This is a genomic window from Sphingobacterium sp. UBA7625 (assembly GCF_002484085.1).
GTDB classification, from domain to species: Bacteria; Bacteroidota; Bacteroidia; order Sphingobacteriales; family Sphingobacteriaceae; genus Sphingobacterium; species Sphingobacterium athyrii.
Genome location: NZ_DLJD01000051.1, coordinates 1 through 18,061, shown reverse-complemented (window position 1 = coordinate 18,061; position 18,061 = coordinate 1). Strand labels below are relative to the sequence as shown.

Annotated in this window: 19 protein-coding genes; 3 read left to right on the top strand and 16 right to left on the bottom strand. The window is 39.1% G+C overall.

Going from position 1 to position 18,061, the window contains the following annotated elements; all coding sequences use genetic code 11:
• Nucleotides 1-16 precede the first annotated feature (16 nt).
• From B4G94_RS20290 to B4G94_RS20260, 7 genes are all read right to left on the bottom strand, one after another.
• Complete coding sequence (locus B4G94_RS20290; RefSeq protein ID WP_286861479.1) at nucleotides 17-940, bottom strand: PstS family phosphate ABC transporter substrate-binding protein; 924 nt, start codon at nucleotides 938-940, stop codon at nucleotides 17-19.
• A gap of 329 nt (nucleotides 941-1,269) precedes the next feature.
• Nucleotides 1,270-2,160, bottom strand: a complete 891-nt coding sequence (locus tag B4G94_RS20285; RefSeq protein WP_108634594.1) for a TonB family protein — start codon at nucleotides 2,158-2,160, stop codon at nucleotides 1,270-1,272.
• Nucleotides 2,161-2,193: 33 nt separating this feature from the next.
• On the bottom strand, nucleotides 2,194-2,751 hold the full coding sequence (locus B4G94_RS20280; RefSeq protein ID WP_286861477.1) for an ExbD/TolR family protein: 558 nt from the start codon (nucleotides 2,749-2,751) through the stop codon (nucleotides 2,194-2,196).
• A gap of 24 nt (nucleotides 2,752-2,775) precedes the next feature.
• Nucleotides 2,776-3,438 (bottom strand): ExbD/TolR family protein, encoded by a 663-nt coding sequence (locus B4G94_RS20275; RefSeq protein ID WP_286861475.1) that lies wholly within the window; start codon nucleotides 3,436-3,438, stop codon nucleotides 2,776-2,778.
• Nucleotides 3,439-3,541: 103 nt separating this feature from the next.
• The gene (locus B4G94_RS20270) at nucleotides 3,542-4,366 is read right to left on the bottom strand and encodes a MotA/TolQ/ExbB proton channel family protein (RefSeq protein WP_286861473.1); all 825 of its coding nucleotides are present in this window, start codon (nucleotides 4,364-4,366) and stop codon (nucleotides 3,542-3,544) included.
• A 432-nt stretch (nucleotides 4,367-4,798) separates the two neighbouring features.
• Nucleotides 4,799-5,149 (bottom strand): translation initiation factor, encoded by a 351-nt coding sequence (locus tag B4G94_RS20265; RefSeq protein ID WP_165309463.1) that lies wholly within the window; start codon nucleotides 5,147-5,149, stop codon nucleotides 4,799-4,801.
• A gap of 4 nt (nucleotides 5,150-5,153) precedes the next feature.
• Nucleotides 5,154-6,032, bottom strand: a complete 879-nt coding sequence (locus tag B4G94_RS20260; protein WP_108634590.1) for a diacylglycerol/lipid kinase family protein — start codon at nucleotides 6,030-6,032, stop codon at nucleotides 5,154-5,156.
• 307 nt (nucleotides 6,033-6,339) lie between these two features.
• On the opposite strand from B4G94_RS20260, the gene metK reads away from it, so the two are divergent.
• Together metK and B4G94_RS20250 are read left to right on the top strand one after the other, a co-directional pair.
• Nucleotides 6,340-7,593, top strand: a complete 1,254-nt coding sequence (gene metK / locus B4G94_RS20255; protein ID WP_108634589.1) for a methionine adenosyltransferase — start codon at nucleotides 6,340-6,342, stop codon at nucleotides 7,591-7,593.
• 82 nt (nucleotides 7,594-7,675) lie between these two features.
• Nucleotides 7,676-8,080: a Dabb family protein gene (locus B4G94_RS20250; protein WP_206531839.1), complete on the top strand. Its 405-nt coding sequence runs from the start codon at nucleotides 7,676-7,678 to the stop codon at nucleotides 8,078-8,080.
• Here the strand turns inward: B4G94_RS20250 and B4G94_RS20245 are convergent.
• From B4G94_RS20245 to B4G94_RS20220, 6 genes are read right to left on the bottom strand one after another with little or no spacing between them, the layout of a single operon-like run.
• Nucleotides 8,073-9,401: a DUF58 domain-containing protein gene (locus tag B4G94_RS20245; RefSeq protein ID WP_108634588.1), complete on the bottom strand. Its 1,329-nt coding sequence runs from the start codon at nucleotides 9,399-9,401 to the stop codon at nucleotides 8,073-8,075. The two genes, B4G94_RS20250 and B4G94_RS20245, sit on opposite strands and share 8 nt — an antisense overlap.
• Entirely contained in the window at nucleotides 9,401-10,390 is a 990-nt protein-coding gene (locus B4G94_RS20240; protein WP_108634587.1) for an AAA family ATPase, read from the bottom strand. Before B4G94_RS20240 ends, B4G94_RS20245 begins: the two co-directional genes overlap by 1 nt.
• A complete protein-coding gene (locus tag B4G94_RS20235; protein ID WP_286861469.1) occupies nucleotides 10,387-11,580 on the bottom strand; it encodes a DUF4350 domain-containing protein in 1,194 nt (397 codons plus the stop codon). The genes B4G94_RS20240 and B4G94_RS20235 overlap by 4 nt, the downstream gene beginning before the upstream one ends.
• Nucleotides 11,577-12,401: a DUF4129 domain-containing protein gene (locus tag B4G94_RS20230; protein WP_181390566.1), complete on the bottom strand. Its 825-nt coding sequence runs from the start codon at nucleotides 12,399-12,401 to the stop codon at nucleotides 11,577-11,579. Before B4G94_RS20230 ends, B4G94_RS20235 begins: the two co-directional genes overlap by 4 nt.
• Before the next feature lie 28 nt (nucleotides 12,402-12,429).
• A complete protein-coding gene (locus B4G94_RS20225; RefSeq protein WP_286861468.1) occupies nucleotides 12,430-13,341 on the bottom strand; it encodes an ABC transporter permease in 912 nt (303 codons plus the stop codon).
• On the bottom strand, nucleotides 13,332-14,294 hold the full coding sequence (locus B4G94_RS20220) for a stage II sporulation protein M (RefSeq protein ID WP_108634583.1): 963 nt from the start codon (nucleotides 14,292-14,294) through the stop codon (nucleotides 13,332-13,334). Before B4G94_RS20220 ends, B4G94_RS20225 begins: the two co-directional genes overlap by 10 nt.
• 29 nt (nucleotides 14,295-14,323) lie before the next feature.
• Here B4G94_RS20220 and B4G94_RS20215 point away from each other — a divergent pair, with 29 nt between their 5' ends.
• On the top strand, nucleotides 14,324-15,055 hold the full coding sequence (locus B4G94_RS20215; protein ID WP_108634582.1) for an RDD family protein: 732 nt from the start codon (nucleotides 14,324-14,326) through the stop codon (nucleotides 15,053-15,055).
• 257 nt (nucleotides 15,056-15,312) lie between these two features.
• On the opposite strand, the gene fabD is transcribed toward B4G94_RS20215, so the two are convergent.
• The 3 genes from fabD to B4G94_RS20200 form a co-directional block, all read right to left on the bottom strand.
• On the bottom strand, nucleotides 15,313-16,203 hold the full coding sequence (gene fabD / locus B4G94_RS20210; protein WP_165309468.1) for an ACP S-malonyltransferase: 891 nt from the start codon (nucleotides 16,201-16,203) through the stop codon (nucleotides 15,313-15,315).
• Between the two features lie 97 nt (nucleotides 16,204-16,300).
• Nucleotides 16,301-17,530, bottom strand: a complete 1,230-nt coding sequence (locus B4G94_RS20205; RefSeq protein WP_286861464.1) for a M16 family metallopeptidase — start codon at nucleotides 17,528-17,530, stop codon at nucleotides 16,301-16,303.
• An 18-nt stretch (nucleotides 17,531-17,548) separates the two neighbouring features.
• Complete coding sequence (locus B4G94_RS20200; protein WP_108634579.1) at nucleotides 17,549-17,995, bottom strand: GNAT family N-acetyltransferase; 447 nt, start codon at nucleotides 17,993-17,995, stop codon at nucleotides 17,549-17,551.
• Between the last annotated feature and the right edge of the window lie 66 nt (nucleotides 17,996-18,061).

Below are 18,061 nucleotides of genomic sequence, written 5' to 3'. Positions count from 1 at the left end.
TTGTACTATTTATTATCTATTTAATATAACTCTCATCTCTAATAATGATCTCACGTCCGGGCATTGTTGCAGGAACTAATCCCGCTTTTAATATGATCCGCTGGCCGCGATCTCCTGTCAAAAAAGCGCTGAAGCCTAGGCCCAACCCCATGTTGGGCTGATAGTTCATAATGTAAACCGGTCTTATGAACGGATACACTCCGTCGGCTATGGTTGACTGTGATGGCTTATAAAAATGTGCCTTGTCTGCCCCCGCACTAACATTTTCGATGCTCAATGTACGAATTTTATCCAATAATTTCGAATTTTTTTCAACTGCTTTCAAGTACCAATTATATCCGATAACACCCACAGCATTAGCATTTTCACTGATGTACTTCATCACATCCTCGCTGTCTTTCATCGCTGAAATAGCCTTTGGATCAATTTTCTCCAACTTATAGTAATCCTTTAAAAAACGTAAAGTACTTGAATTGGCATTATCAAAAACCAACCGTTGGCCACTTACGCTACCCTCCAACAAAGACTTAACGTTCTTTTGAGACATTATAGTATCAGCACTACTCCGATTATTGATTAATACCACAGCATCGGATGCCATCTGGAAAATTTTAGGCTGAATACCACGCTTCTTAAAGTATTCATCTTCCTGAGCGGTGAGCTTTCTAGTCAATACGACCACATAAGCAGAATCCGCCAGCAAAGCATTGACCGTTTTGATTTCTGGTCTGGCCATCAGGTCAAGGCTAGAATTCGGATAAGAACTCTCAAATACATCAGCAGATTCTTTAATGATCGGCAATAACGTCTGATCGACTAACACCGGCAGTTTGCCCGTTAGAATATCACTCTCCTTTTTCTCCTTAGTCCTGTCTTTGCAAGATTGAAATAATCCTGCACAAAGTCCAAGCATTACAAGAATTACACTATATTTTCTCATACGATACATCATATAATTAGACAATTAAAATAAAAGAATAGTTTAATTTTTGAAGAGAGTTAATTGAAATTAAAAAGAGCGCCAGCCGCTAATTAAAATTGTTTTGCCAAAGTCGTACAAACCGCATAAAAGAATAGAGGATCAATACAACGCCAAAGACTGTTTTGTATGTCGGATTAATCTCAATGGGAAAATTATCCCAAAAAATAATCAGTAGGCCCAAAACAAAATAAAAACCAAACATAAATAGTCCTAAAATAGACAGAAATCGCTTTAAAGGCGATTTCTGTCTATAATTAGAATTATTATTCGAATTAAAATCTGTCATTCTAATTTTGAATAGTATTCAAACGAATTGGCAGGGTGTAAGCTACACGAACCGGACGACCATTTTGAATACCTGGTTTCCATTTTTTAGCTTTTTTCAACAACTTAACAGCTGCATCTCCCGTACCATATTTCAAATCGCGTTTTACGTTGATATCTGTCAAGCTACCATCTCTTTCCACGACGAAAGAAACTTCCACAACACCGTTGATTCCATTTTCTAATGCCGCTTGCGGATAATCATAGTTAGAAGAAATCCATGACATAAACGCTTTCATACCTCCAATTGGTTCTGGATTCACCTCTACCGCCGTAAAGATTTTATCTCCATTTGGATCACCGTTTGGATCTCCTTTTGAAACACCAGTGATTCCACCATCTTGTTTCTTTGAACCAAACTCACCACGTGCTACCGAAGTACCTGTAGGACTACCTTTCAAAGTGATGCGTGCCGGAGTTTTGTTTGGATCTTTCAACTCTTCCTGAGAAGCAACTTCTTCCACAACTTTATTTGCGGGAGCTACTTTTGGTTCAGGAAAACGAATCAAATCCTCTTTTGGCACATCCATAGCCACTTGCTGAGGTTTCTCTTCCGGTTCTTGTGGAAGGGGCTCCTCTTCTGGTGGTTCTGGTGGTTTGATCTCTTCAAGGTCTTCCAAGGTAACTTCTGTTACTGCAGGAGGTGCTTCAACAGGTTTCTTCGGAAAAATTTTATCTCCGAAAAGACGAAGAAGGCTGGCAAGAACGACTACGCCGATAACGACAAGCAATCCTCTATTAGTCGCTTTAGGGGCAAGTTTACGCAGCTCATACGCTCCGTATTCTTTGTTACGTCCCTGAAAAACGACCTCAAGCCATTCTTTCTTAAAAATATCTAATTTTGACCCTATCATATTTTTATACTTTATCGTGCTATCTAAAAATGATTAATCATTGTAGATATTATCACGTTTTAAAACCTCCACTTCTTCTGGACTGATTTTAGCAATCATGTAACGTTTGACATCAACGATTTTCATTTCGTCAAGAATATCAACTAGGTTACGTTGCGTGCTTTTATCACTCGGTCTAATGATAACGATCAAATCCTTACCGCCAGCAACGCGTGGTACATAGGCTTTTTTCTCCAGCAATACCTTGCGAATACCATCAGCTCCGTAACCAACAGTCGTTGGTCCTTCGATCGGATTTTTTACTTGTCCGTAAATCACAGAGACTTTGTTATCAGATCCCAATAAAACTGTCAATGAACGGTTGTCAGCTGTCAATAAATCCGGCTGAGGCTCATCCTTAACTTTATTTTTATCTGGCATCGCCACGTCCATCGCTTGTGGTTTATTTAAAGATGTGGTCAACATGAAAAAGGTAATCAATAGGAAGGCCAAATCCACCATGGCTGTAAGATCGACCTTACCACCATTTTTCTTGGACCGAACTTTCCCGCCTTTGCCTTTTTTACCACTATCCTGATTTAATTCTGCCATTTTTTGTTCTTATTAAATCGTCAATTATTTTTCCTCAGCACGCATGCCAGTGATGAAACTAAATTTATTTTGCTTTTGATTACGCAATGTTTCGATCACCTGGTTTACAGAAGGATATTTTTCATTTGCATCAGCTTTGATAGCAATCTTCAAAGGGCCCGGGTGAACAAAGTTCTTGTCGGATGATTCCTTTTCTTTATTTACTTCCTCTGCAGCTAAACGTGTGTTTTGCACCCAGTAGTACAACTCGTTAGAGGTATTTTCTGTACTGTCAATCGGAATACCTGTTTGTACACCTTTTTCAGTGCGCTTGCTGCCTTCCAGAGCCAATAATCCTTTCAACTTAGACATTGGTACACCAAAGTTCTCCATCAGTTTGAAATGATCGTAGTCCTCTTGCGAAAAGCCAATGCCGTATTTTGCAGACATTCTTTCTAGTGCTTTTACGCGAACCTGTTGATCCGTCGTTCCGAAGAAAACTTTTCCACCATCACCGATCGTAATCATACCTACATTAGAGTCAGGTAATTTATCTTTCGTAGTTGATGCTGGGGTATCCACCGTCAATGCTTCCGGTTGGCGCGCTGTCGCCGTTAATACGAAGAACGTAAGCAGCAAGAACGATACGTCACACATCGCTGTCATGTCGATAGACGTACTGGCTCTTTTTACTTTTGCTTTACCCATTTTAAATTCTTCTTTTTAAATTAATTAAACTCAATCTTCTATCCTATGATGCTTTAGATTTTTGATTTCCATAAAATAAAATCAAAAACTTTCATCACAGTTCTTATTTGTGGTTTGCAGCGTATGTTTGTACGATTGAGAAACCAGCTTCGTCGATAGAGTAAGTTAATTTATCGATTTTTGCAGTAAAGATGTTATACAATACGATAGCGAATGTTGAAGTCGCGATACCTGTTGCTGTATTGATCAAGGCCTCAGAGATACCGTTTGCTAATTTAGCTGAATCTGGAGCACCACCGGTTGCCAACGCCGAGAAGGCTTTGATCATACCTGTTACTGTACCTAATAGACCACATAATGTACCGATAGAAACTAATGTTGCGATTACGTTTAAGTTTTTCTCTAACATTGGCATTTCTAATGCTGTAGTTTCTTCGATTTCTTTTTGAATTGCGATAGTCGCTTTTTCAGTGTCAACGTTAACGTCAGCTGATACGGCTTTGTATTTCAATAAACCCGCTTTAACTACGTTTGCAACTGAACCTTTTTGCTTGTCACACTCAGCGATAGCTGAATCGATGTTTCCACCATTAATCAAAGATTGAATTTTTCTTACAAAGTTTCCAACGTTTCCAGTACCAGAAGCTTTGTTGATAACGATAAAACGTTCTACGGAGAAAACCCAAACCATTAAGAATAAACCAAGCAAAACAGGTACGATAGCCCCAGCATGGTAAACCATTCCTAAATAGTTTCCTGGATTAGGCTGATTTTCAGGGTTGTTGTCAACGAAGTTAGTCGGATTTCCCATCACAAATTTCCATACACAGAAACCCACGATGAAACAGATGATGATTGCAGCTTGAGCAAAGAAAGATCCTCCGTTGTTGCTCTCTTGTTTTGCAGCAGTTTTAGGTGCGTTTGCCATTTTTCTAATTTTTAGTTTTTTACTGTTGTTTAAATATATAATGTTGTTTAAATTATATGCACTCTTATTCGCTTTTGAAGTCAATTTTGCAAAGCAAATTTAATATTTAATGTCAAATTTAAAATATTCATCTCAAATATATAAAAAAAATCAAATTTGTTTTTTCAAACTGAATACACCAACCAATGGTGTCATTTTTCTCAGCAGTTCCCGTATATAATCCTTATTACCATCAGCTAAATCGCTTATTAGCAATAATTATTTTACAATGAAAACCATTTTTTTTTTGATATGCAAGAAAAACGAGGATTTTAAGCGACAAAAAGTAAGTGATTACTCATGTTTTCTGATAAATAACTCTGTTTATTCTTTGTCATATTCACCTAATAAACAACCCATTAGATTTGCTATAATTCACACAGATATAGTTGTTTAACCACCAACTAATTTCACCCGATACCCTTCCTTAAGTAACAAATCATAGATCTTTTGCTTAAATTCACCCTGAATAACAATTTCCCCGTCTTTCACCGTGCCTCCCACTCCACATTTTTGTTTCAGTAATTTACCCAAGGCCTCCAGATCTTCCGCTTGTCCTATAAAACCCGTGACCAGGGTAACAACTTTGCCCTTCCGCATTTTGCGGTCAAGCTGCACTTTAAGGTTCTGCTGGTTGACAGGTAATGTCTCCGCTTCCTGAAAAAGATCGGCAAGCTGGTAGTTAAAACTATCATCCGTTGAATATACAACGCCTTCGTAAGACTGTTTCTTATTTTTACTCATGATTTTAACAAATAATTTTTATCGCCTTTGGCATAATGGAAATATTTAGCTTATCACCAAGTTCTAGGGGTTCTCCATCCACATGCACCGGTGACACCGCATCTACCTCAATTTCAATATTCTTACCTGGGATGATCTCCACATAACTTGACTGATCCGCGGATTTATTAAATAGGTGAAAAATCATTTTTGGTAAGATATATAAAGGGAACTTATGCACGATACAAACATCCAATATGCCGTCGTTGACCGAAGCTTGTGGCGCGATATAAGCATTATTCCCATATTGGGGTGAGTTGGCGACACTGATCATAAAGGCCTGTCGTTCGTAGACTTTTCCATCTATCGTTAATTTATAATGCGCTGGCTGGTATTTGCTCAGCACATTAAAAACAGATTTCATATAGCCCAATGGACCGCGGATATTTTCGTTGGCAAAATTTTCACTCACCGATGCATCAAATCCGAGTCCCGCTATATTAAAAAAACGTCGGTCATTGATAACACCACAATCAACTTCTATAGATTCAAAACGGTTTATACGGCGGATAGCCGCAGCTTCATTCATCGGGATACCTAAGTAGAGTGCCAGACCATTACCAGATCCTTCCGGAATAATACCCAAGGGTATGCCTGAACCGACTAAAGCAGACCCCAGCTCGTTGATCGTTCCATCTCCACCCACTGCGATCACCGCATCGTATCCTTCCTGAACGGCCTGCAAACCGATTTCATAAGCGTGGTTGGGTCTTGCAGTTTGCTGAAATGTAGGATCAAATTTCTGCAAATCCAGCACATCCAATACCTGCTTTTTAAAGGACGTTTTACGTTTTCCTCCTGAAATAGGGTTAATAACAAACAATATTTGTTTACGTTCTGACATATCCAAAGATAACGGAAATTACCAATTTCTTAAAATAATGTAATCTTTGTACCGTTTTAGCGTCGCTTTTTAAGTCTTTTAAAATTAAAAGACAAATTTGATTTTAAATATCCCACAAAGTATCGTAGCTTTGTCGCAACAAAAAATAGAATGTGGACTGATTTGCGTGCTGTTGCCTACACAAAGCAACGACAAGGAGATTGCAACCACAGTAAAAAAGTGCTAAAAACCCTTCGCTATCACGGCTCTTATCACTTTGCTGTTATTTCATTTCTAGCGCAAATCCAATATTAAAATTACGTAAGGCATGGCTTATTTATTTACGTCAGAATCTGTTTCTGAAGGGCATCCGGACAAAGTAGCGGACCAAATTTCAGATGCATTAATAGACAATTTTTTAGCATGGGATGAAGATTCACGTGTTGCTATTGAGACTTTGGTAACGACTGGACAGGTCGTTCTCGCTGGTGAAGTTAAATCGAACATCTACTTAGATGTGCAGAAAATAGCCCGCTCTGTTATCCAAAAAATTGGCTACACAAAGTCTGAATATATGTTTGAAGCAAATTCTTGTGGTGTGTTATCTGCAATCCATGAGCAATCTGCAGATATCAATCAGGGTGTGGACCGCAAAACAAGACAAGAGCAGGGAGCTGGTGATCAAGGCATCATGTTTGGTTATGCCAACAATGAAACGGACAACTTCATGCCCTTAGCCTTGGATCTTTCCCACCGCCTTTTATATGAGCTAGCAGAGCTGCGTCGGGAAAACAATGAAATACAGTATTTACGTCCGGATGCCAAGTCACAAGTAACCTTGGAATATGGTGATGACCACAAACCAAAAAGAATTGACACCATTGTAATTTCTACACAGCATGATGACTTCGACACCGAACCGGTCATGTTGGACAAGATTACGCAGGATATCAAAACAATCTTAATTCCTCGCGTAAAAGCACAATTGAAGCCAGAGCTTCAGCTGTTATTCAATGATGAGATTAAATTCCATATCAATCCCACAGGTAAGTTTGTTATCGGGGGGCCACATGGCGATACAGGGCTTACTGGCCGGAAGATCATTGTTGATACGTACGGAGGCAAAGGTGCCCATGGTGGCGGTGCCTTTTCAGGAAAAGATCCGTCAAAAGTGGATCGCTCAGCAGCATATGCGACCCGTCATATTGCCAAAAACCTAGTTGCGGCAGGTGTAGCGGACGAAATCCTTGTTCAGATCTCCTACGCAATTGGCGTAAAAGACCCAATGGGTATTTATGTGAACACCTATGGCACAAGCAAAGTAAATCTCACAGATGGTCAGATTGCTGATAAAATAGCGCATCTATTTGATATGACTCCTTATGGTATCGAGACTCGTCTTGGTTTAAGAAATCCAATCTATTCCGAGACTGCAGCATATGGTCACATGGGACGAACTCCAAGAAAAGTAACGAAAGAATTTGAAAGTTCCACTGGAGAAAAGAAACAAATCGAGGTCGAATTATTCACTTGGGAAAAATTGGACTACATCGAAAAAGTAAAAGAAGAGTTCGGTCTATAAGGACTAGCTACTAAAATAAAAAAAGGGATGCAAGAAATGTATCTCTTTTTTTGTACCTTAATGGTTCTAAACCGTATCATCAATGAAAAGACGCAATTTTTTACTTGCACCTATGGTGCTCGTCACCGCACCCACATGGGCAAATCCGGCGCAGTCAGATAATGACCTGCACCCCAGCACAATTATTCATGTTGTTAATTTTTGGCTGAAGGAAGATATCAGTGAAAAAGATAAAAAGGATTTTGTCGGTTTCTTTGAAGAACTCCGCAAAATTGATACGATCAAAACGCTCAATTATGGCATTCCAGCACCGACAAATGCGCGAGCAGTCGTTGATAATAGCTTTGACTATACATTGATTGTCACATTCAAGGACCTTAAAGATATCACTGTATACGAAACACACCCGATCCACCTGAAAGCGATCGAAAAATATCAGCATTTTTGGACGAAAGTCATGGTCAAAGATACTTCCATCATTAAATAAGTCCGCGTGCTTTTATTTCCAAATATTTATTGATTGAGTTGATCGTTAAATTTTCGGGTGCAGTATAGATTGTCTGAAATCCATTGCGGATGAGCTCTTGCACAATAAGCTGTTTCTCGTAGATAAATTTCTCAGCAATGATCTGGTTATAGATTTCGATGGTCTTTTTCGGAGCACTTTTGGCTAAATCTTCTACTTCAACATTTTTGAAGACAATGACAACAATGATATGACTCCGGTTTAACATAGAAAGGTAATTCATCTGCCTTCTTAAAGAGTCTAATGTCTCAAAATTTGTATAGAGAAAGATTAGCGAGCGCTTATTGATATGCGCTTTTGCATAACTATAGAGTTTGCCATATTCAGGTTCCTCAAAGTTTGTGGTCACTTGATATAGTGCTTCCGAAATCTTGAGCATTTGGTTATTTCTCTTTTCGGCAGGTATAAACACATTCACCTCTTTCGAAAAAGTCAACAATCCAGCACGGTCCTGCTTTAATATTGTCGCATTTGAAAGAACCAATGATGCATTGATTGCATAATCCAGTAATGTGAGACCATCAAAAGGCATTCGCATAGCCCGCCCCAAATCTATAAATGAATAGATCGGTTGTGATTTTTCCTCTTCATATTGATTGACCATTAATTTTTTGATCTTCGCTGTAGCCTTCCAGTTCATGTGTCGATAATCATCCCCCTGAACATATTCCCTGACGTGATCAAACTCCATGGCCGAGCCAATGCGACGGATACGTTTTATTCCTAATTCATTAAGTCTATTGCTCGTCGCCAAAAGCTGATACTTCCTTAATTGAATATATGACGGATAACAGGGGATCTGCTGCGCCTGATTGGTCAAAAACCTTCTTTTAAAGAACCCAAACCGCTTCACCAGTGCGATACATCTGCCAAACTCATATATACCTCTTTGCGTTGGTCGCATCAAATAAGAAATTTCAGTGCTTTGATATGCGGACAAACGGGTAAAATATTCATTGTTCCGTATCTGCAACTGTATCGGAAATTCTTCCAAGATTTCGATGGAAGTAGGAAACGGGTAAAAGGAATTGATCATTAATTTCATCGGATTTTCATCGCCGTTGGATAATTTCTCAGGATATATCCTTGTGATTTCGACACGTCCTTTGCCTGAGAATAATACAATGAAATCAAAAATCAATACCGCCAGCCACAGCCAAAACACAATCCATGCAACAGTAAACAATCCCTTCATAAAAAAAGAAATTGCAAAGAACGTCGCTATTCCCAACAAGGAATAGAAAAACTGATTGGTCAAAAAGAGCTGCTTTATTTTCCCCATTATCTTGGAATTTCCACCGAATTAATGATTTGATCTATAACATAAGCCGTTGTAAAGCCTTCCATTTCTCGCTCAGGAGTCAACATGACCCGATGACCTAATACCGCAGCAGCCACTCTTCGAATATCCTCGGGCGTCACAAAATCTCGTCCGCTCAACGCCGCAGATGCTTTGGACGACTCCAGCAGCGCAATAGAAGCCCTCGGCGAAGCCCCCAAAGTTAAGCTCGGATTGGTACGTGTTTTTATGATCACCTGAGCAATATAATTTAACAGTTCGTCATGTACAAAAATTGATTTGATCAGACGCTGAAAAGAGAAAATCTCTTCCGCCGAAACCACACTGCCAACTTGATCCTCTTTGTTTGATGCTTTTTGTGCATGATGCTCCTTCAAAATTTCCAATTCGTGCTCAAGTTCCGGATAATCCACATTGATCTTAAAAAGGAAACGGTCCAACTGTGCCTCAGGCAAACGATAAGTTCCTTCATGCTCGATGGGATTTTGCGTAGCGAAAACTATAAATGGAACAGGCAAGAGATAGGTATTTCCATCGACCGAAACCTGATGCTCTGCCATACTTTCAAAAAGCGCGGCCTGCGTTTTCGCAGGAGCACGGTTGATCTCGTCAATCAAAACAATATTAGCGAAAATCGGCCCTTTGCGAAATTCAAATTCATTGCTCTTTAGATCCAGAATAGATGACCCGGTCACGTCTGAAGGCATCAAATCTGGGGTGAACTGAATCCGTTTAAAGTCACTACTGATTGTCTTGGCAATTAATTTTGCAGATAAAGTCTTCGCGACGCCCGGTAATCCTTCTATTAAAGAGTGTCCGGATGCCAAAATCGAAATCAATAACATATCAATCAATTGATCCTGTCCTACAATAACTTTTTTTACCTCCGACTTTACCTGAGTCATTTTTTCATATAAACCCGATATATCAATTCGGTTTTCAAAAGATATATATTTATCGAAGTCACTCATATCATTTTTGCTTTATGTTTAAAATCTTCTATAATTTCATTGATCTGTCTTAATTCGGTCAAGTCGTGCACTTGTGTTCCCTGCATTCGAATTATTAACCCAATGAGCTGTTGTGTTTCAGTAAGTGGAACACCTGACCGCTCAGCCAATTCTTCACAGAACCCATTTTCTCTTAACTCCAGTGTATCCATATGAAAACGGCTCCGAAGGTCGTGCAGGAAATAATCTATTTTTTTATCAACCATATTGCCCGGCGTGCCGTTTTCATAATATAAGGTCGCAATTGTTTCACAAAATTCTTTGGAAAGATTCGGCTCCGGTTTGACAATCGCCACCGCACGCTGTTCTCTTTTACTCTTAAACACAAGTAAAAGAATAAGTCCCCCCAATAGCACATACCAAGCTTGCCGTAACCCCTCATTGGTCAATAAAACCCGCAATGGAGTGCGATATTGATCTATATTCGCCTTGAAATCATACCAAGCAATCGGTTTATCGTTTAAGTATGACAATGCTTTGGCAGCATAAGCATATTGAGAAGCTGAATTCAGTAAATAATAATTGCCAAATAAATCGGGGGTCAAATGTAGGTAAAGCCGACCTTTACCAACCCTCACTTCGACGAAATTAGGTAATAAATAATCTTGATAAGTGATTCCCCCTAGAATAGTCGCATTTTTTGGCAATTTACTAAAAACCTCACTTAAATCCGATTTAGCATAATGAATTTTAGTATTATCGTTGGTCAGCTTCACTCTTAAATGACTTTTAATATCAACACCTTTCTTGTAGCCATAAAAATCCTTCACTTTTATGTTTAGGGAATCCAAAAGAGTATAGTCAATTGTTTCCGCAATAATCATTGCTTTTCCCCCTTGGGACACATAGTCAAGTAACTTATTACCCGCGGCTTCACCCAAGGAAAAATACGAGGTATAAAACAGCAGATTCATTGCAGTTGCCTGCGTACTATCCAGGTATTCATAGAGCGGGCGCTTGACATCGACATTGCGCTGATCAATTATATGCTTTAATTCTTGCCGGAGCACATAGGCTCCAAAAGGATTTTTATCTTTTGCATCGAAAGTTCGATCCCAAATAATCGGTTTCTTACTCGTCATATCGATGACGCCAATCAGTAGCAAAACAGCTCCCAGCAATATCAATCCAAATTTTACTGACCCTTTCATTTAATTTGATTTTGATATTGGTTAAACAGTTGTTCATAATGACTAAAGTCGGACTCTTTTAATTCAAATTGTCCAAACCAAACGTAGTCAAATACCCGGGTACATTCCTCGAAGCCCGCACGCAAATTCTTATCTTGGACCTCATTCGCAAATTCTGCATTTGTTTTACTATGCTTCCATTTGATATAACCTGCTTGTGCCAGCTTTTGAATATTCAATAATTGTAGGTAACGAATTCCCAGTGCATAATTTTTTTGCGCGACAGCATCCCTAATATACTGACTGAGATCACTGTTCATCAAATTTCTTTCCACATATGCCAATGTATCCAAATCGTCTGCTTCCTGCTCATGTTTAATGAAATACTGGTTTTTATTGTATAATACCTTATAGAGTACAAAAGCCAGTGCTATTAACGCCAAGAAGGCAAATACATAACCAAATTCTTTGTTAAATTTATACGGATTATCCGGCATGATATCCCCAAGCCATTCCGAAATACGTTGTAAGATACGTTGCAATACACTTATTTTATCTTTGATATTCTCAGAATACACAAAATCATCACGCTCATATCGCCTGATAATTTCCGGATAGGGATCCATCTTAAAAGCACGTTCTTGGCTATATTTAGGAATAGAATCAAATAAATGCGGATCCCAAAGGTCATCTTTACTATCCGCTGCTTTAGCCATGGTAACGGAATCCACCGTAGCAGAATCTATGGTGAGGGCGGCAGAATCCACAGCCACCGAGTCTGCTGTATACGTTTCCGAATCCTCAGTCTGTGGTTTGGGGTCACAGGCGCTTAATGAAAGCATGTATACAAAGGAAAAAAAGAATAGTAGCCTATTCATTTCCACCTCCAATCTGATCAATCATCCCGTAAATGCGTTCCCCGAATTTGAGATCCTTGGCCGTTTCGTAAATTATGCCGTTGGCCAAGACACCGGACATATATAAAAATAATGTAAATAGGGTAATAAACATCCCGCCCAAAGTCATCAGTAATTTACCCCAGGATGAATCAAAGAATGCAGCTTCCATCCCCAAAAAATTGTAAGATATCAGCGAAACAATTATTAAAGGAATTACAGAGATCATCATAACAGCCATCTGGAAAATAAAATTGACGATATATGCCGCTACACCATATTGGATCATTTTTTTGCTCAGCATAACATAAGCATCTGTAAAACAGCTCCCCAAATCTGAATAACCTTCACGATAAAATAAAAACGAACTAAATAACCAAATTCCTACCATTGACATTAATATACCAATTGCAAAGCTTCCGATAAACGGGATAAATGCCGAGATTACCGCAACGATGGCGAGAGGTATAAAAACAACGATCAAAGCCAAGATCATCGCAAATAAGAACATAAAATACTTGCCTATATTTGTCCTAAAATTTCGTAGGACCTCCTTTCCTGTGAACAATGTGTTTTTACGTTCTTTCAGCAGAATAAAGTATTCGATAGAAATTCCATATACGTATAATCCCAGCGCAATGAGGGCCATGATCAATAATGCCGCCCAGGTAAATCCATCAATATCTTCAAATGAACTACTCTGCGCAGAGAACGTAATTTTTGTAGAAAGGAAATAGTATACCAATGCTATTGCTGCTAGGGGTAATGCAGACAACCCAAATATGGTCGTCACAAAATGTTTATAGATCAATTTAAAAAGATCAATAAAGCTCTGGACAAAATCGCCTATCTTTCGTTCTTTCTGAAATTCAAAATCTACTTCCATTGAAATCGTTTTGCTAATCGATAGGGGTTAATAACATAAAAAAATAGTATTGCCAGCAATGATAGGAGTATGATGAATAGACTGAGCCAAACAGATACATTATAATATCTTGTTACAAAACCTTCTAATGTACCAGCGACGATAAAAAATGGTACCGTACTGACCAATACTTTCATGGCTGTCTTTGCTGTCTGAACAAAAGAAGCCATCCGGGTATAAGATTTGGGAAACAAAATGCTATTTCCGATTGCAAGCCCACATCCTCCAGCGACAATAATCACAGAAATTTCAATCGTGCCATGGATCCAGATCGCCGACATAGCCTTTCCCATCACACCGTATTGAAAAAACATCTGGTGGAAAGCGCCCAACATAATGCCATTGCTAAACAATATATAGCCCGTACCAATGCTCAAAAATAGCCCAAAAGCAAAAGCCATAAAAGCTACACGGACATTATTGATTGTAATCCAGATCGCTGATCCAAAATTACTTCCTTTACCATAAACTGCCGCAGGATCGCCAGCTTTAATACTCTCTATGGTGGAATCTACATAAAAATCTCCCAAAATAAGCCGAATAAAATCTATATCGTACATCGCCGAAAGGAAGCCAATCGCTGATGCAAGAACAAAAATCAATAGGGAATAAAAAAGCTGCCTACGAATTGACCAAATTGCCTGTGGAATCTCCTCGTTGATAAAAGACTTGAATTTACTATTGGAGGCTTTTCGATCCTTATAGATTTTTTGATGTGCAGTTACAGCAAGTTCATTTAAATAATTTCGTACCTTACTATTGGGATAAAATGTCTGCGCATAAGCCAGATCATTTGTTAGCTCAATATAGTTCGATGCCAATTCATCTGGGTCTACCTGTATGTTAATTGACAAATTATTTTCAATTAACGTCCATTTTTCTTTATTTCGTTCTACAAATGATGCTTCTCTCATTAATTTTTTTAACTGGCTAAACCAAATATATGAATAAGCTTGAGATAAACACAGCACAAAATGTAAAAATCCAGTATAATCTTGCTAGCCTAGGTTCAAGGATGATCGCATTTGCCATTGATTACTTTATTATTGTCTGTTACTTTTTCTTTTGTATGTTTCTGTTGGATGCATTAAATATCACAAGCAGCGACCCCTATCTTTTCTATGGTATTATAATGGGAATGACATTACCCGCATTTTTTTATACCTTAATTACTGAAACAGCATTCGGCGGACAAACTATCGGTAAAAAGATTATGAAAATTAAAGTGGTGAAGCTTGATGGTTCACGCGCTGATTTTTATCAATACCTATCCCGCTGGACCTTATCAATCGTCGATATATGGATGACAATGGGCGGTATTGCAATTACCTCAATTGTCCTCTCCAAACATGGTCAGCGTATTGGGGATATTGCCGGAGAAACATCTGTCATTAGTTTGAAACCCGGTCTGAAGCTCAGCGATACCATCTATGAGGAAACTTTTGAAAATCATCCTATTTTGTTTCCTCAGGTCATCAAGTTAAGCGACAAAGACGCCAATGTGATCAAAGATGTTTATCAAACTGCATTTGACAGACGGGATGTAGGCATACTGACCGCCCTGGTTCAGCGTTTAGAAACAATTATGGAGGTTAAACATCCCGAAAAGATGACCCCGAATGATTTCGTTCTACAAGTCATGAAAGATCACTATAGCATGTTTAAGGACAAATAGCCCCACAATACCTTATTAAGTTCTGCTAATACCTGGTTAAGAGACGAATATTAATCGGACATAACACGGATCTTATACGCTCATGACCGAACCAGCACCGTACAATCACCGAAGAAGAACCGTACGAGCACCGTTAAAAGTCAGCTATTGATGTTCCTTTAATCTACATTTTATCAAAAAAGTGCTGTTGGCTTTTAAATATAAAAAAAGGGCCAGTTGGTGAACTGCCCCTTTAAATTTTTAGTTACGACAAATTATTAAGCTGTTACAGAAGCTGCTGAAGTTGATACCTGACGATCTACTTTTTTTACTAAACCTTGCAAGACATTTCCCGGACCAACTTCCACAAATGCTGTGGCACCATCCGCGAGCATATTTTGTACAGTCTGTGTCCAACGAACAGCCCCAGTCAACTGTGCGATCAAATTTTGCTTAATAATAGCAGGTTCCGTTTGTGGCTGCGCATCAATATTCTGATAAATTGGACATCTCGGAGATAGAATATCCGTAGCTTCAATCGCTGCTTGCAATTCCACTTTAGCGGATTCCATCAAGGGAGAGTGGAATGCACCACCAACATTTAATTTTAATGCTCTCTTCGCTCCAGCCTCAGTCAATAAGGCACAGGCTTTATCGACACCTTCGATTGATCCTGAGATCACCAATTGTCCCGGACAATTGTAGTTCGCAGCAACAACAACATCATCCACTTTAGCACAAATCTCTTCTACGATGGCGTCTTCCAATCCTAAAATTGCAGCCATTGTTGAAGGTTGCAATTCACAAGCTTTTTGCATGGCATTTGCACGCTGGGATACCAATTTCAATCCATCTTCGAAACTTAAAGCACCAGCTGCCACCAATGCCGAAAACTCACCCAAGGAATGTCCTGCGACCATGTCTGGCTGGAAAGAGTCGCCTAATGCTTTCGCCAAAATAACAGAATGCAAAAAAATCGCAGGTTGCGTTACATTGGTCTGTTTCAATTCTTCATCCGTACCGGAAAACATAATATCCGTGATACGAAATCCCAAAATATCATTTGCTTTCTCGAATAAAGCTTTTGTTTCTTCATTTAAATTATACAGGTCTTGCCCCATCCCAACAAATTGGGCTCCTTGACCAGGAAATACATATGCTGTTTTCATCTGTTATATTTTTCTTTAATGGCTGATGAGAGCTCGCAAGCTCGGTTTCATATTTAAGAATTACTGTAACCGCAAATATATAGAATTCTATCAAATATTAATCTTCCGGAACAAAACTCAACGACAGCATCTTCCGGGGATCAAACACGTCTTGTGCAATCGCCAAAAGATTTGTGCGATCTAAATGTTGTATTTTCTCGATTACCTCATTCAATAAGATAACACGGTCATAATCCATCACATTCTTCGCCGCCGAAATAATCATGCTCATTCTATTTTCTTCCGTCAGGGCAATTTGGCCAATAAATTTCTGCTTTGCTTTCTTCAATTTGATTTCGGAAAGTGGCTGCTCACACATTTTATTTAGCTCTTTAAATACGAGCTTTTTAGCTTTTTCCACCTTTTCCTCATCGGTCCCCAGATAGATGCTAAATAATCCTGTATCTGAAAAGATCGTGTAATTGGATTCGATGGTATAGGCAATCCCGTATTTTTCCCGAATAGAAAGGTTGAGGATCGACCCCATTCCCATCCCTCCCAACATATTATTCAAAAGCAACAGGCCCGTTTTGCGCTCATCACGGTAGTCGTAAGCCAATGACCCGAGCATATAATGCACCTGATTAATGGGCTTGGGGACTTCAAGATGCTGCGCAGTAATTGGTTTTACATCATTTCTGGAACGTGAAATTGCATGTTGTCCTATCCCTCCAAAGACCTTATGCACCAACTTCTCGACCTCTTTTAGACTGTAATTACCTGTAATACCGATCACCATCTCATGCGTATCGTAGTTTGAGCGCATAAAGTCTGTAATATCATTCTTCTGCAAGGCTAAAAGCTGATCTTCAAGTCCTAATATATTGTGCCCTAAACCAGAGTCTTTAAACACGAGATCCTCAAAATCATCGACGATGGATTCTTCCGGGCTATCCAGATAAGAAGCCATTTCATCAACGATAACTGATTTTTCTTTATCCATTTCCACTTCGGGAAAAGTAGAATGAAAGAAAATATCTTCAAATAGATCCAGTGCCCGGTTGAGATACGGCTGTAGTACAGATGCATGGACACAGGTATATTCTTTTGTGGTGTAAGCATTCAGGTCACCACCGACAGACTCCAGATGATCGATAATCTGCTGCGTTGAGCGTTTCTCAGTTCGTTTAAATAAAAGATGTTCAATAAAATGCGCAACCCCGAATTTACCCTCCGATTCGTCCCTGGAGCCCGCATTGATGACCATGCACACATGGGTTACCGGCAAATTTTGATATTGGAATACCACACGGATTCCATTTGAAAGTCTAATGATTTCGTACTCCATTCAGTTTATGAAATTTCTCTAATTGATGTGTTTACGCATAAATTTGCGCGGGTGAAAAGCAAAACCATTTTTCTTATACAGATGAATGGCCCGCTCGTTATGTTCCTCGACTTCCAGCAAGATCATTTTACAATTCTTCGATTCCAGGTAGGAAGTTACAAAATCGACGGCTAATTTTCCAAGCCCCATCCCCCTGGCTTTTTCGCCCACAAAAAGTTCATCGAGAAGCCCGACTCTTCCTTTGAATTCAAAACTGAAGAAATAAGCGACGATCATATAACCCAAAATATCTTCTCCTTTGCGAATCAACCAAGCTTGTCCAAGTTGAGGGTCATTAACGAAAAGATCAAAATTGTCAATCGTTGTCTTGCGGTCGATATCGTACCCATCGATGGCATAAAATGCTTCCATCATTGTTACAATGGCTGGAATATCTCCTACTTTTAATTCATCAAACTTAATCATTTCGCGCTTGTTTTTGCAAAGCTAGGGATTTTTAAATGCAAAACGAGGCTGTCTCAAAAAGACAGC

Coding starts and splice junctions, on each gene's coding strand:
- B4G94_RS20290 (WP_286861479.1), bottom strand. CDS start 940: ATGAGAAAATATAGTGTAATTCTTGTAATGCTTGGACTTTGTGCAGGA.
- B4G94_RS20285 (WP_108634594.1), bottom strand. CDS start 2,160: ATGATAGGGTCAAAATTAGATATTTTTAAGAAAGAATGGCTTGAGGTC.
- B4G94_RS20280 (WP_286861477.1), bottom strand. CDS start 2,751: ATGGCAGAATTAAATCAGGATAGTGGTAAAAAAGGCAAAGGCGGGAAA.
- B4G94_RS20275 (WP_286861475.1), bottom strand. CDS start 3,438: ATGGGTAAAGCAAAAGTAAAAAGAGCCAGTACGTCTATCGACATGACA.
- B4G94_RS20270 (WP_286861473.1), bottom strand. CDS start 4,366: ATGGCAAACGCACCTAAAACTGCTGCAAAACAAGAGAGCAACAACGGA.
- B4G94_RS20265 (WP_165309463.1), bottom strand. CDS start 5,149: ATGAGTAAAAATAAGAAACAGTCTTACGAAGGCGTTGTATATTCAACG.
- B4G94_RS20260 (WP_108634590.1), bottom strand. CDS start 6,032: ATGTCAGAACGTAAACAAATATTGTTTGTTATTAACCCTATTTCAGGA.
- metK (WP_108634589.1), top strand. CDS start 6,340: ATGGCTTATTTATTTACGTCAGAATCTGTTTCTGAAGGGCATCCGGAC.
- B4G94_RS20250 (WP_206531839.1), top strand. CDS start 7,676: ATGAAAAGACGCAATTTTTTACTTGCACCTATGGTGCTCGTCACCGCA.
- B4G94_RS20245 (WP_108634588.1), bottom strand. CDS start 9,401: ATGGGGAAAATAAAGCAGCTCTTTTTGACCAATCAGTTTTTCTATTCC.
- B4G94_RS20240 (WP_108634587.1), bottom strand. CDS start 10,390: ATGAGTGACTTCGATAAATATATATCTTTTGAAAACCGAATTGATATA.
- B4G94_RS20235 (WP_286861469.1), bottom strand. CDS start 11,580: ATGAAAGGGTCAGTAAAATTTGGATTGATATTGCTGGGAGCTGTTTTG.
- B4G94_RS20230 (WP_181390566.1), bottom strand. CDS start 12,401: ATGCTTTCATTAAGCGCCTGTGACCCCAAACCACAGACTGAGGATTCG.
- B4G94_RS20225 (WP_286861468.1), bottom strand. CDS start 13,341: ATGGAAGTAGATTTTGAATTTCAGAAAGAACGAAAGATAGGCGATTTT.
- B4G94_RS20220 (WP_108634583.1), bottom strand. CDS start 14,294: ATGAGAGAAGCATCATTTGTAGAACGAAATAAAGAAAAATGGACGTTA.
- B4G94_RS20215 (WP_108634582.1), top strand. CDS start 14,324: ATGAATAAGCTTGAGATAAACACAGCACAAAATGTAAAAATCCAGTAT.
- fabD (WP_165309468.1), bottom strand. CDS start 16,203: ATGAAAACAGCATATGTATTTCCTGGTCAAGGAGCCCAATTTGTTGGG.
- B4G94_RS20205 (WP_286861464.1), bottom strand. CDS start 17,530: ATGGAGTACGAAATCATTAGACTTTCAAATGGAATCCGTGTGGTATTC.
- B4G94_RS20200 (WP_108634579.1), bottom strand. CDS start 17,995: ATGATTAAGTTTGATGAATTAAAAGTAGGAGATATTCCAGCCATTGTA.